Origin of the sequence: Superficieibacter sp. 1612_C1 (assembly GCF_015234305.1) — a bacterium.
Lineage (GTDB): Bacteria > Pseudomonadota > Gammaproteobacteria > Enterobacterales > Enterobacteriaceae > Superficieibacter.
In genome coordinates this window covers 134,297-147,480 of sequence record NZ_JADGMI010000002.1, presented here as the reverse complement: position 1 = coordinate 147,480, position 13,184 = coordinate 134,297, and the positions used below count along the sequence as shown (strand labels likewise).

The window sequence follows — 13,184 nt, the reverse complement described above, 5'->3', positions numbered from 1 at the left end:
GTCATTTCACACAGGGCGTAACTCTACTGGCAAAAATGTGCCGCTCAATCGGAATTATCGGATTGCGCTCATTAAAAGTGGTTGACCAGATATTAGCGTTGCATAAGCCCGGATGCCTGAAGATATTGCAGCAGAATCACCGCCTTACCATCGCGGATTTCGCCGCTGGCGACCATTTCCAGGGCGCAGCTGAACGGAATTTCCAGCACCTCAATATCTTCATCTTCCACACCGCCGCCTGCGTTGGCGCGCAGCGAATCGTCGTATTCGGCAATAAAGAAGTGCACGATTTCGGTCACGCCGCCGGGAGACATATAGAGTTCAAAGACCTTACGCACCTCGCCGACCCGATAGCCGGTTTCTTCAATTGCCTCTTTGCGGATACAGGCTTCCGGCTCGTCGTCGTCCAGCAGGCCCGCGCAGGTTTCGATAAGGCGGCCGTCTTCATTACCATTGACCCACGTCGCCACGCGGAACTGACGGATCAATACCACGGTATGTTTATCGCGGTTGTATAGCAGGATAGTCGCGCCATTTCCCCGATCGTACACTTCACGCTTATGGCGGATGACTTCGCCATTTTTTCGCGTTAAATCGTAGGTAATATTGCGCAGAACGAAGTAGTTTTCGGAGAGGATCTTATCTTTTATTACGTCAATCTTGAACGACATACAGGCTCCGCGATGTAAGAAGGAAGGGTTATCTTACGCCGCGAAGCCGGGTTTGTCGTTAATGCGCTTTAACCTGGCTTACGCCCAGCCATTGCAAAATACCCTGCGCCGCGTGGCGTCCTTCCGCCATCGCGGTCACTACCAGATCGGCTCCGCGCACCGCATCGCCGCCCGCGAAGATTTTCGGGTTGCTGGTCTGATAGCGATAGCGGCTGTTCACGCTGGCGGCAATCCGTCCCCAGCTATCCATCTGGACACCCTGCGCTTCCAGCCACGGCATCCGGTGGGGATGGAAACCAAAGGCCATGATGACCGCATCCGCTGGCATCACAAACTCGCTGCCGGGCACTGGCTTCGGAGCACGGCGGCCTTTCGCATCCGGTTCACCGAGTTGAGTACGCAGAAAACGCACGCCGCTGACGCGCCCCTCCCCGTCGACTTCAATCGTCACCGGCTGAACGTTAAATTCGAATTCCGCCCCCTCTTCCCTGGCGTTTTTCACCTCTTTCTTCGACCCCGGCATGTTCGCTTCGTCGCGTCGATAGGCGCAGGTGACTTTACTGGCCCCGTGACGCAGCGCGGTACGCACGCAGTCCATCGCCGTATCGCCGCCGCCCAGCACCACGACATTCTGCCCCCCGGTGTTGATCTAGGGCGACTGCGGCGACTCGCTTAACCCCATCACGTTTTTAGTGTTGGCGATCAAAAACGGCAGCGCGTCATAGACGCCCGGCGCATCTTCATTCGGCAGATCGGCCTTCATCGAGCGGTAGGTGCCGACACCGACAAATACCGCGTCATACTCTTCCAGCAGGGTGGTAAGCGGGATGTCTTTATCGATTTCGCAGTTAAGCTCAAAACGGACGCCCATCGCGGTAAAGATCTCCCGACGCCGTGCCAGCAGCGATTTATCCAGCTTGAAGGAGGGAATACCAAAGGTCAGCAGCCCGCCGATTTCCGGATGCAGATCGAAGACCACCGGCTGCACGCCCTGACGGACCAGCATATCGGCGCAGGCCAGACCCGCCGGGCCAGCGCCAATAATGGCGACGCGTTTGGCGGTGGCAGTGATGTGTCCTAAATCAGGCCGCCATCCTTGCGCCAGCGCCCGATCGGAAATATAGCGTTCAATATTCCCTATCGTCACCGCACCGTGTGGATCGCGCACGGTGCAGGCACCTTCGCACAGCCGATCCTGCGGGCACACGCGGCCAGTGATTTCCGGCAGACAGTTGGTCTGATGCGACAATTCCACCGCATCCATAATGTCGCCCTGCTTCACACGCTCAATCCACTGAGGGATATGATTGTGCAGCGGGCAGGTCCATTCACAAATACTGTGCTCGCCGCAGGTCAGGCAGCGTGCGGCTTCCTGCTGCGCCTGAACATTGCTGAACGGCAGATAGATCTCCGCAAATCCGCTTTTGCGGGCGGCGATACCCAGTTTAGCCGGCTCGCCGCGCGGCGGCGTGGCGTTCATTTGATCGCGTTTGCTGCGTACCGGCACGCTTTGCAATTCAGGCCAGTGCTGCGTTTCACGCCGGGCAGCGTTCAGCCGACGCGCTTTCGCCAGCCCGGCCAGCCGCTCTGGGGTCATAATGTGCAGTGCGTCTGCCGGGCAGTTCTGCACGCAGGCCGGCCCGCCCTCCCGCATCGCGCATAAATCACATTTATGCGCGCTGGCTTTCACTCTTCCTGAGGCAACCGGCGCAATGACCATCTGCATGGTGCCAAACGGACAGGCCACCACGCAGGATTTACACCCGATACACTTTTCGTTATCGACCTGCACGGCGAGATCCACTAACTGAATGGCACCGTTGGGACAGCTACGCGCACACGGCGCGTCTTCACAGTGATGACAGGTCACGGCGTTGCGCTGCTCCCCATTTTTCACTACCGTAATGCGCGGTCTGAAATGCGATTTGGCGATGACGTGCTGCTCATCATTGTGCGCCATTACGCAGGCAACTTCACAGGCGTGGCAGGCAATACATTTTTCACTATCAGCCATAATAAAACGATTCATGGCAGGGTTCTCTTGTTGCGGAATAAGCCTCAATTTCTATAGGTGTATTTTCTTAACCGAACTCCGCAGACCCGGCAATGGACATTTGCCCGGAAAACCGCAATATGTTGTAGGAACCTGTAATAGATCAATTTATCTGGCATCGTTTGAAATTACGTTTCATTCGCCGCTGCCAGCAGGGTTTACACTGCACAGTAAGCGAATGTAGAGAAAGACGGGAAAGCGGCATGATAACTTACATTATCTCCTTAATTTCTCCACAATTACGCCCGGCCTTGTCGCTACAGTGTTGCGAGCAATGCAATAACAAAATATGAGCAAATGAGGTTCTGATTCCGATGGCGAATTTCTTTATTGATCGCCCCATTTTTGCCTGGGTGCTGGCGATTCTGCTGTGCCTGATGGGGACCCTGGCAATTTTCTCGCTACCCGTTGAACAATATCCCGACCTCGCGCCGCCTAACGTGCGTATTACGGCCAACTATCCCGGTGCTTCTGCACAGACGCTGGAAAATACGGTGACGCAGGTTATTGAACAGAATATGACCGGACTCGACAATCTGATGTATATGTCGTCGCAAAGCAGCGCCACCGGTCAGGCCACCGTAACCCTGAGTTTTATCGCCGGAACCAATCCTGACGAAGCCGTGCAGCAGGTGCAAAACCAGCTTCAGTCAGCGATGCGCAAACTGCCGCAGGCGGTGCAGGATCAGGGGGTGACGGTACGTAAAACTGGCGACACCAACATTCTGACCATCGCCTTTGTGTCCACCGATGGCAGTATGGATAAGCAGGACATCGCGGACTACGTCGCCAGTAATATTCAGGAGCCGCTCAGCCGTATCAACGGCGTGGGCGATATTGACGCCTACGGTTCGCAATATTCCATGCGCATCTGGCTGGACCCGGCCAAACTGAATAGCTTTCAATTGACAGCAAAAGATGTGACGGACGCTATCGAGTCGCAAAACGCGCAGATTGCCGTCGGTCAGCTCGGCGGCACGCCGTCGGTCGATAAGCAGGCGTTGAACGCCACCATTAACTCACAGTCGCTGCTGCAAACGCCGCAGCAGTTCCGCGAGATTACGCTGCGGGTGAATCAGGATGGCTCTGAAGTGACGCTGGGTGACGTGGCGAGCGTCGAAATGGGGGCCGAGAAATATGACTATCTCAGCCGCTACAATCGCCAGCCCGCGTCCGGTCTGGGGGTCAAACTGGCATCCGGGGCCAATGAAATGGCGACGGCGGAACTGGTGCTGCACCGTCTGGATGAGCTCTCGGCGTATTTCCCGCACGGACTGGAATATAAAGTCGCCTACGAGACTACCTCTTTCGTCAAAGCCTCCATTACCGATGTGGTCAAAACGTTGCTGGAAGCCATTGTGCTGGTGTTCCTGGTAATGTACCTGTTTTTGCAAAATTTCCGCGCCACGTTAATTCCTACTATCGCGGTTCCCGTGGTGCTGATGGGCACCTTCGCCGTGCTTTACGCCTTCGGTTACAGCATTAATACCCTCACCATGTTTGCGATGGTACTGGCTATCGGCCTGCTGGTCGATGACGCTATCGTGGTGGTGGAAAACGTCGAACGTATCATGAGCGAGGAAGGGCTTTCGCCGCGCCAGGCGACGCGAAAATCGATGGGCCAGATCCAGGGCGCGCTGGTGGGCATTGCAATGGTGCTTTCCGCCGTGTTTGTTCCCATGGCGTTTTTTGGCGGCACCACCGGCGCAATATATCGCCAGTTCTCAATTACTATCGTCTCGGCCATGGTGTTGTCCGTGCTGGTGGCGATGATCCTGACGCCTGCCCTGTGCTGCACCCTGCTTAAACCGCTGCATAAAGGTGAGCAGCACGGGCAGCGCGGATTTTTCGGCTGGTTTAACCGCACGTTTAATCGCAATGCGCAGCGTTATGAATCTGGCGTGGCGAAGATCCTCCATCGCAGCCTGCGCTGGATACTGATTTACGTGCTTCTGCTTGGTGGCGTGGTGTTTATCTTTCTGCGCCTGCCCTCTTCCTTTTTACCGCAGGAAGACCGCGGCATGTTTACCACCTCGGTTCAGCTTCCCAGCGGCTCTACCCAGCAGCAGACGCTGAAAGTCGTGCAGAAGGTAGAGGACTATTTCTTCAGCCACGAGAAAGACAACGTGACCTCTATTTTCGCCACTATTGGCTCCGGTCCGGGCGGTAACGGGCAGAACGTGGCACGCATGTTTATACGCCTGAAGGACTGGGATGACCGCGATATGAGCACCGGCTCCTCTTCCGCCATTATTGAACGCGCGACGAAGGCTTTTGCGCATATCAATGAAGCGCGCGTCATTGCCAGCAGTCCGCCAGCGATCAGCGGCCTCGGCAGCTCTGCCGGGTTTGATATGGAGTTGCAGGACCACGCCGGCAAAGGCCACGATGCGCTGATGGCCGCCCGTGACCAGTTGCTTGAACTTGCCGGGAAAGACACCTCGCTCACCCGCGTGCGTCACAACGGCCTCGACGACAGCGCGCAATTGCAGATAGATATCGATCAGCGTAAAGCGCAGGCGCTGGGCGTAAGCATCGACGATATTAACGATACGCTGCAAACCGCGTGGGGCTCCAGCTACGTTAACGACTTTATGGATCGCGGAAGGGTGAAAAAAGTTTACGTTCAGGCGGCGGCCAAATACCGCATGCTGCCGGGCGACATTAATCTGTGGTACGTGCGTAACAAAGACGGCAATATGGTGCCGTTCTCCGCCTTTGCGACCTCGCGTTGGGAAACCGGATCGCCGCGTCTGGAACGCTATAACGGCTATTCCGCGCTGGAGATAGTCGGTGAAGCGGCACCGGGCGTCAGCACCGGTAGCGCGATGGATACGATGGAAAAACTGGTGCGTCAATTACCCGGCGGCTTCGGCCTGGAGTGGACCGCCATGTCCTACCAGGAGCGGCTTTCCGGCGCGCAGGCCCCGGCGCTCTATGCCCTCACCGTGCTGGTTATTTTCCTCTGTCTTGCCGCGCTCTATGAGAGCTGGTCGGTGCCGTTCTCCGTTATTCTGGTGGTGCCGCTTGGCATTTTGGGTGCGCTGCTCGCCACCTGGATACGCGGTCTGGAAAACGATGTTTATTTCCAGGTCGGGCTGCTGACGGTCATTGGCCTGTCGGCGAAAAACGCCATTCTGATTGTGGAGTTCGCCAATGAGATGAACCAGAAGGGTGAGGATTTAGTGAAAGCCACGCTTGACGCCTGCCGCCAGCGTCTGAGGCCCATCCTGATGACCTCGCTGGCCTTTATTTTTGGCGTGCTGCCAATGGCAATCAGTACGGGCGCAGGCTCGGGTAGCCAGCATGCAGTGGGTACCGGGGTGATAGGCGGCATGATCTCAGCGACCATTCTGGCGATTTTCTTCGTCCCGCTGTTCTTTGTGCTGGTACGCCGCCGCTTCCCGCTTAAGCCGCGACGCGAGTAAGATGTTCAACAGACATGAACAAAAAAAGCGACCTTAACGGTCGCTTTTTCATTGTACTGTGCTGACTGCCGACGCAGTTCAGGATTTTATTTGCGCAACATGCCTTCAATAAAATCTTTCCAGTTCCCCAGTTCACGTTCAATCATATACAACCTCTCTTTCTTATTATCGCTATTTTACAAAATTCTTTTTTATATGTGAAGAAAATTACACCACTGCAATGATTGTCGCCTCCTGGAGTACGCTTAGCGGGTTAAACATAATATGAGCGCAGTACGTTATTTTTTATGTGACACATAGCAACATTTTGCAATATCCTTGTTCAGAAAAACGTAAATATAACCCACATCAATTTCAGGGATAGTTTCGCCTCTGCCAGCACGCCAGCTGCTCAGAATGCCGAAGTAGCGCATATAACAAACAGGTTAATTGTGTTAATCATCAACGCCATCATTGTTAGCATGCGTACTTTATCTTGTTACAAATTAGATTCTGTATGACAATAATATGACGAGCCGCGCGGTAAATACGATGACGGCGCAGTAATAAGCGTCCGAGTGGAGAAAAGGGTTATTTATACGTTTCTGTTATGACCCGCTTTTATTTTCAGCCCAATCTGAAATTCATATGACGGGCGAATCAATACAGTTACTTTTTATGCAATTTATATAAAATTCGCTGCTATACGAGTAATTATGCGACAATAGTGAATAACTAAATATCGTTCAAACCATCTGAACAAAAATAACAATTCAACGCAAAAGGGTTAAACATGATCGTTCTGTACGGCATTAAAAACTGCGATACCGTCAAAAAAGCGCGCCGCTGGCTGGATGAGCATGACCAGACTTATCGATTTCATGACTACCGTAGCGACGGTCTGGACGATAAACTATTGAGCACGTTTATTAGTGAGCTTGGCTGGGAAGCGTTGCTGAATACCCGCGGCACCACGTGGCGTAAGCTGGATGAGGCGCAAAAAGCGGCGATAAAAGATGCGGATTCAGCGGCCGCATTGATGCTCGAAATGCCAGCAATCATCAAACGCCCATTGCTCTGCGCGCCCGGGAAGCCTATGCTGCTTGGTTTTAACGATTCAGGTTACCAGACCTATTTTGACGAGGTGTAGTGTATGTCTTGCCCGGTCATTGAGCTGGCACAGCAGCTTATCCGCCGCCCTTCCCTGAGTCCCGACGACGCGGGATGCCAGGCATTAATGATTGAACGCCTGCGTGCGATTGGTTTTACCATTGAGCATATGGATGTGGGTGATACCCGTAATTTCTGGGCCTGGCGTGGACAGGGCGAAACGCTGGCCTTTGCCGGACATACTGACGTGGTACCCGCCGGCGACGCCGATCGCTGGATTAACCCGCCGTTCGAACCGACGATCCGCGACGGTATGCTGTTTGGGCGCGGTGCGGCGGACATGAAAGGTTCGCTGGCAGCGATGGTGGTCGCCGCTGAACGTTTCGTGGCGCAATATCCGCATCACCGGGGTCGGCTGGCATTTCTTATTACCTCAGATGAAGAAGCCAGCGCAAAAAACGGCACCGTTAAAGTCGTTGAAGCGCTGATGGCGCGCCATGAAAGAGTGGATTATTGCCTGGTGGGTGAACCCTCCAGCACGGAAGTCGTGGGTGATGTCGTCAAGAATGGCCGTCGCGGTTCGCTCACCTGCAACCTGACCATTCACGGCGTGCAGGGCCACGTAGCCTATCCGCATCTGGCCGATAATCCGGTGCACCGGGCTGCGCCGATGCTAAACGAACTGGTCGCGATTGAATGGGATCGTGGTAACGACTACTTCCCGCCGACCAGTATGCAGATCGCCAATATTCAGGCAGGCACCGGCAGCAATAACGTCATTCCTGGCGATCTGTTCGTCCAGTTTAACTTCCGTTTCAGCACTGAGCTGACGGATGAGCAGATTAAAGCCCATGTGGTTGCCCTGCTGGAAAAACACCAGCTGCGCTACACCCTGGACTGGTGGCTTTCCGGGCAGCCGTTCCTTACTGGCCGAGGCAAACTGATTGAGGCGGTGGTCAATGCCATTGAGCACTATAATGAAATTAAACCGCAACTGTTAACCACAGGCGGCACGTCAGACGGACGTTTTATCGCCCGCATGGGGGCACAGGTGGTTGAACTCGGTCCGGTCAACGCGACCATTCATAAAATAAATGAGTGCGTTAACGCTGCCGATTTGCAACTGCTGGCCCGAATGTATCAGCGTATTATGGAACAACTCGTCGCCTGACGCGCCGCACAACATAGAGGATTCGCACATGGAATGGCTGACAAAATACTGGTGGGTTCTGGTACTGGTTTTTCTGGTAGGCGTACTGCTGAACGTAATAAAAGATTTGAAACGCGTCGATCACAAAAAATTCCTTGCCAACAAGCCAGAACTGCCCCCGCATCGTGACTTTAATGATAAGTGGGACGATGAAGACGACTGGCCGAAGAAAAAGTAATGCTGACGGCGGAAAAGCGCGCCTTTTCCGCCGTTTTTATTTTCAGAACAGTTCAACAATCCCGTCATCGTTCGGCTTGCCGCCGCTTAACGCCTCATCAAAGTAGCGTTTTGGCACGGTGTAACGAAGATGATCGAGCGCAAGCTGCATACTGCGATCGTCGACGGCATGTCCCAGATCTTCCACGATATCCAGCGTGGCATCGCCACCCGCGCTGACCAGCGCTTCCTGCGCGGCAACCGCCCAGGCAAGGTCAATCACCGGATCGTCGCCACCGTGAATCAAATGGACGGTGGTGGCGGTTGAGGCCGTTGCTGGCAGCGTGGCGTAGCGGCCGTTAAAGGCAATCACCCGCGAAGCAAGGTGCGGTTCTGCCTTAATGCTCTCGAGCGACATAATCGACCCCTGAGAAAAGCCAATCAGCGCCGTCGCCTGCGGTCCAACGCCGCTTTGCTGCTGCCAGTAGCGCACCGTGTCGATAAAGGTCGGCATAATGGCGTCAATGCGCGCCTGACGGTTGGTTTCAGTGATGTCCTGAACGGAGAACCACTGACGACCGGGTGCCGGGCCGGACGGTTCCGGTCCGCCGATGCTGACGATCAGCGCATCCGGGAAAAGCGGCGCGAACCAGCTACCTAACTGGCCCATTGAGACCGGGTTATCGCCCACGCCATGAAACAGCAGCAGCAATTGCTGCGCCGGTGTGGTCGGACTCTGGACGATAAAATGATCGTGTTTCATGGCTGTCTCCTTTGTTCTGACAGGCAGTTTACGCCGTCCGGGGGTAATGACCATGCCATTTAACTGAATGAGTTAGTTAAAAATATTGCAGTTGAACCACCTTGTCGCGCAGCGATTCCGTCCGCGCGGCGTCGAGTTTTTTCATCGCACAGGCGGCCTCCTGACGCATCTGGTTAAGCAGTGCTTTACGCCCGCTCAGCGCCAGTTCGGCGCAGAGCGCGGTCTCACTCTGTTGCGCCAGCCTTCCACGCAGCGCAGGGAGCGGCAAAGTGACCTGCTGTCGCAGACGATTGAGGCTGCCGACGCAGGAGAGCAGCGGTCGATGGGCAAAGGCAAACCCCGCCAGCTCCCACCAGTCATCTTCATTAAGCATAGCGTCATCGCTGGCAGTCAGCGGCAATGTCTCGTCAAGCCACGGCACCAGCCAGGGCAGATCGCGCCTCAGGCGCTGATGCTCATGCGTCGCCAGCGCCTGTCCGCTGGCAGTGAAGGGGCGGATCGCCATCGCGGTATAGCAGCCGCTACTCGCTTCACGATGGCTGCCTATGCGCACCAGCATAAAGCCGCAGCGCTGCCAGAAACACCATAGCTCGGGCGTATAGCCGAAGCTGACCGACAGATAGTCGCAACCCTCTGTGGCGCGACAGGCCCGCTCCACCAGCCGCTGACCGATACCTTCACGCTGGCGCAGCGGATGCACCGCAATACGCGTAATCCGTCTTGCGCTGAGCGTGGCGGCAAACGGGCTGCCGCCGTGCGCTGCCAGCGACTGAGCGACCAGATTGCCGCGCGGGCGGCGAAATCCTGCCCACACCGCCTGACTCAACCCGGCGCTCAGGCCCCCCTCCTCCACCAGCCACAGCGCGCCAGCCGGAACGGTGTCACTTTGAGCGGCGATAAAATGCTGCCCCGGCGCGTCCATCATCCGGCGTAAATCCAGCGGCGACGTGCGGTAGTGCGCCCCCGACAGCAGTTGATACAGTGCGGCGGGCAGTTGCGGCTGCTCCTGCCACGCCTGCTGCTCTACGCTGCTAAATTGCAGCGTCCCTTCTGGCCGGACGGAAAACGTCTCATCGTTAAATAACAGCGCCGCGTTAATGACCGTTTCCAGCGGGCAATTCTGCGCCCAGCGCAGCGGCTGTTCGAGCGTGAACGTCTTAAGTTGCGGAAAGCGGGCACAAAACTTGAGCAGAAATCCGCGTCCGGTGCCTTCGTAGCCCTGAACGGTGGTGGTCAGCAGCACGCGCGAAAAACGCGCCGTTAGCCGCTGCAATAGCGGGCCGGGGATCGCCGCCGCTTCATCAACAATCAGCCAGTCGGCGGCTGCCCGCGATGCCAGCAACGCATCGGGGGCCATAAAGTGATAGCGATCGCCCGCAAACGCGGCCAGCACATCGGTCGCCGCTTTCGCAGGTGCGGTAACGATAGCGGTGCCGCGTAATTGCCGAATAAACATGCCCGCCAGCGCCGATTTTCCACGCCCGCGCTCTGCGGTCAGCACCGCGACACCTTCAGGTGAATGAATCAGCTGGCTAAGCACCTGTCTCTGTTCAACATCCGGTTCGCCGGAGGCCGGACACCACGTGGGTCTGGCGGGATAAACTGGCACCCGTAGCGGCTGCCCCTGCTGCCAGACCAGAGTGTGAGGGTGTGATTTAAGGATACGGCAGAAGTGATGGACAAAATTGGGCGTCGGAATAGGCGCGGAAGTGTCGCTCCAGCGCACAGCATCGTCGTCGGGTTGCGCAGGCCAGTCCGCCAGCGGCGGCACCAGCAGCACCAGCCAGCTTCCGGCCCGCAGCGTTCCGCCAAGCGCAGCTAAGGCCGCCACGTCAAAGCCGCTACGCGCGTCAAAAATGGCGTGATGAAACTCGCGGCCCAGCAGGGTGACCAGCGCGCCAGGCAGACAATGCGGTTCGGACATAGCCTGCGGACTCACGGTCAGCCAGTCGCCGGGCAGGCTCTGGCGCAGGGAATTAGCCTGCACCAGACTCCACGCCGCATCGCCGCTCACCACCAGCAGGCGGCGGATGCCCTCCTGTGCCATCGTCGCCGTCAGCGCGCGTAGTTCGTCCATGACTGCCCTTTGTCGAATTAAAGTGATTTACCGAAAGTATTACACTGCGCCGGATCGCCGCTGTCAAAACCGCGTTTAAACCAGGTATAACGCTGCTCGGAGGTGCCGTGGGTAAAACTGTCCGGCACCACGCGGCCCTGATTTTGTTTTTGCAGGCGGTCGTCGCCGATAGCTTCAGCGGCATTAAGCGCTTCCTGCACGTCCCCCGCTTCCAGCACATCCTGCTTCTGCATATCGTTGCCCCAGACGCCGGCAAAGCAGTCGGCCTGCAATTCCATGCGCACGGAGAGATGATTTACTTCCGTCTGAGACGCGTTTTGCTGCTGCTGGCGCACTTTTGCTTCGATACCCAGCAGCTTCTGCACATGATGCCCGACTTCGTGAGCAATGACGTAGCCCTGGGCAAAATCACCGTCCGCGCCAAGTTTGTTTTTCATATCGTCATAAAACGAGAGGTCAATATACACGGTGCTGTCCGCCGGACAGTAAAATGGCCCCATGACTGACTGTCCGGTGCCACAGCCGGTGCGGGTCGCGCCGCGATACATCACCAGCCGCGGCTGCTGATACTCACGCCCCATTGCGGAAAATTGTTTTGTCCACGTATCCTCTGTGGTCGCGAGGATGACTTTGGTGAATTTTGCCGCTTCTTCATCCTGCGGACTGACTGAGCGCTGCGTCTGCTGCTGAGAGACCTGTTCTCCCGTGAGCAGACCGGTCAGATCCACCCCGTAATACCCCGCCACCACGACCACCAGCAGGATCACAATTCCGCCTTTGCCCGTTGGAATACGAAATCCCCGGCCGCCGCCCATCATTGGCGATCCAGAGTCGTTCCGCCTGTCCTCTACGTTGTCACTTTCCCGACGCCCTTGCCAGCGCATAACGACCTCTGTCTTTTAGTTATTGATGTTAATTATGATCGTAGGCGGTATAGCGCAGGATTACCACTGAAAAGCGGCGACAAAAGCCAGAGGATGGGGCCATCCTCTGGTGAAGGATAACGAAACCGGATTAATCCAGCTTCACGCCCAGACGATGCGCCACCGCTTCGTAGGCTTCGATAACGCCGCCCAGACTCTGACGGAAGCGATCTTTGTCCATTTTATCCAGCGTTTCTTTGTCCCACAGACGGCTGCCGTCCGGAGAAAACTCATCGCCCAGCACGATTTCGCCTTTGTACAAACCAAACTCAAGTTTGAAATCGACCAGGATCAGCCCGGCATCATCAAACAGTTTTTTCAGCACGTCGTTAGCTTTGTAAGTCAGCTCTTTCATCCGCGCGAGATTTTCTTTGCTCACCCAGCCGAAGGTTTCGCAATAAGAGTCGTTGATCATCGGATCGTGCATGGCATCATTTTTCAGGAACAGGTCGAACAGCGGCGGGTTCAGCTCGATACCTTCTTCAATGCCCAGACGTTTCACCAGCGAACCGGCGGCACGGTTACGGACCACACACTCTACCGGCACCATATCCAGTTTTTTCACCAGACATTCGGTGTCTGAAAGCAGCGCTTCCATCTGCGTGGGGATGCCCGCTTCAGCCAGTTTGCTCATAATGAAATAGTTGAATTTATTATTCACCATGCCTTTACGATCAAACTGCTCAATGCGCGCGCCGTCCCCTGCTGACGTATCATTGCGGAATTCGAGCACCAACAGATCCGGGTTTTCCGTGCTGTGTACGGTTTTCGCTTTACCACGATACAACTCAGCTTGCTTTTGCATCTTTATTAC

10 protein-coding genes and 1 pseudogene are annotated in these 13,184 nt (G+C 55.8%); 4 read left to right on the top strand and 7 right to left on the bottom strand.

The genetic code is table 11. The annotated features are described in order from the left end of the window. Positions 1 to 92: 92 nt before the first annotated feature. Positions 93 to 671 (bottom strand): GDP-mannose pyrophosphatase NudK, encoded by a 579-nt coding sequence (gene nudK / locus INT84_RS06955; protein ID WP_194206222.1) that lies wholly within the window; start codon positions 669 to 671, stop codon positions 93 to 95. A gap of 58 nt (positions 672 to 729) precedes the next feature. Next, positions 730 to 2,700 (bottom strand): annotated as a pseudogene (aegA, locus tag INT84_RS06950) (formate-dependent uric acid utilization protein AegA). 338 nt (positions 2,701 to 3,038) lie between these two features. On the opposite strand from aegA, the gene acrD reads away from it, so the two are divergent. Further along, positions 3,039 to 6,152: a multidrug efflux RND transporter permease AcrD gene (gene acrD / locus INT84_RS06945; protein WP_194206221.1), complete on the top strand. Its 3,114-nt coding sequence runs from the start codon at positions 3,039 to 3,041 to the stop codon at positions 6,150 to 6,152. A gap of 86 nt (positions 6,153 to 6,238) precedes the next feature. On the opposite strand, the gene ypfM is transcribed toward acrD, so the two are convergent. Further along, positions 6,239 to 6,298, bottom strand: coding sequence for a protein YpfM (gene ypfM, locus INT84_RS06940; RefSeq protein ID WP_015572204.1), 60 nt, complete (start codon positions 6,296 to 6,298; stop codon positions 6,239 to 6,241). Between the two features lie 626 nt (positions 6,299 to 6,924). Here ypfM and INT84_RS06935 point away from each other — a divergent pair. From INT84_RS06935 to INT84_RS06925, 3 genes are read left to right on the top strand one after another with little or no spacing between them, the layout of a single operon-like run. Then, on the top strand, positions 6,925 to 7,281 hold the full coding sequence (locus tag INT84_RS06935) for an ArsC family reductase (protein ID WP_194206220.1): 357 nt from the start codon (positions 6,925 to 6,927) through the stop codon (positions 7,279 to 7,281). Between the two features lie 3 nt (positions 7,282 to 7,284). After that, positions 7,285 to 8,412 (top strand): succinyl-diaminopimelate desuccinylase, encoded by a 1,128-nt coding sequence (gene dapE, locus INT84_RS06930; RefSeq protein ID WP_194206219.1) that lies wholly within the window; start codon positions 7,285 to 7,287, stop codon positions 8,410 to 8,412. Between the two features lie 28 nt (positions 8,413 to 8,440). Continuing rightward, the gene (locus INT84_RS06925; RefSeq protein WP_176917094.1) at positions 8,441 to 8,629 is read left to right on the top strand and encodes a YpfN family protein; all 189 of its coding nucleotides are present in this window, start codon (positions 8,441 to 8,443) and stop codon (positions 8,627 to 8,629) included. 42 nt (positions 8,630 to 8,671) lie between these two features. Here INT84_RS06925 and ypfH read toward each other — a convergent pair whose 3' ends face one another. From ypfH to purC, 4 genes are all read right to left on the bottom strand, one after another. Then, the gene (gene ypfH / locus INT84_RS06920) at positions 8,672 to 9,370 is read right to left on the bottom strand and encodes an esterase (RefSeq protein WP_194206218.1); all 699 of its coding nucleotides are present in this window, start codon (positions 9,368 to 9,370) and stop codon (positions 8,672 to 8,674) included. A gap of 76 nt (positions 9,371 to 9,446) precedes the next feature. Next, positions 9,447 to 11,447, bottom strand: coding sequence for a tRNA(Met) cytidine acetyltransferase TmcA (locus tag INT84_RS06915; protein WP_194206217.1), 2,001 nt, complete (start codon positions 11,445 to 11,447; stop codon positions 9,447 to 9,449). A 17-nt stretch (positions 11,448 to 11,464) separates the two neighbouring features. Beyond that, entirely contained in the window at positions 11,465 to 12,331 is an 867-nt protein-coding gene (locus INT84_RS06910) for a neutral zinc metallopeptidase (RefSeq protein WP_194206216.1), read from the bottom strand. 130 nt (positions 12,332 to 12,461) lie between these two features. After that, on the bottom strand, positions 12,462 to 13,175 hold the full coding sequence (purC, locus tag INT84_RS06905) for a phosphoribosylaminoimidazolesuccinocarboxamide synthase (protein WP_194206215.1): 714 nt from the start codon (positions 13,173 to 13,175) through the stop codon (positions 12,462 to 12,464). Positions 13,176 to 13,184: the final 9 nt, after the last annotated feature.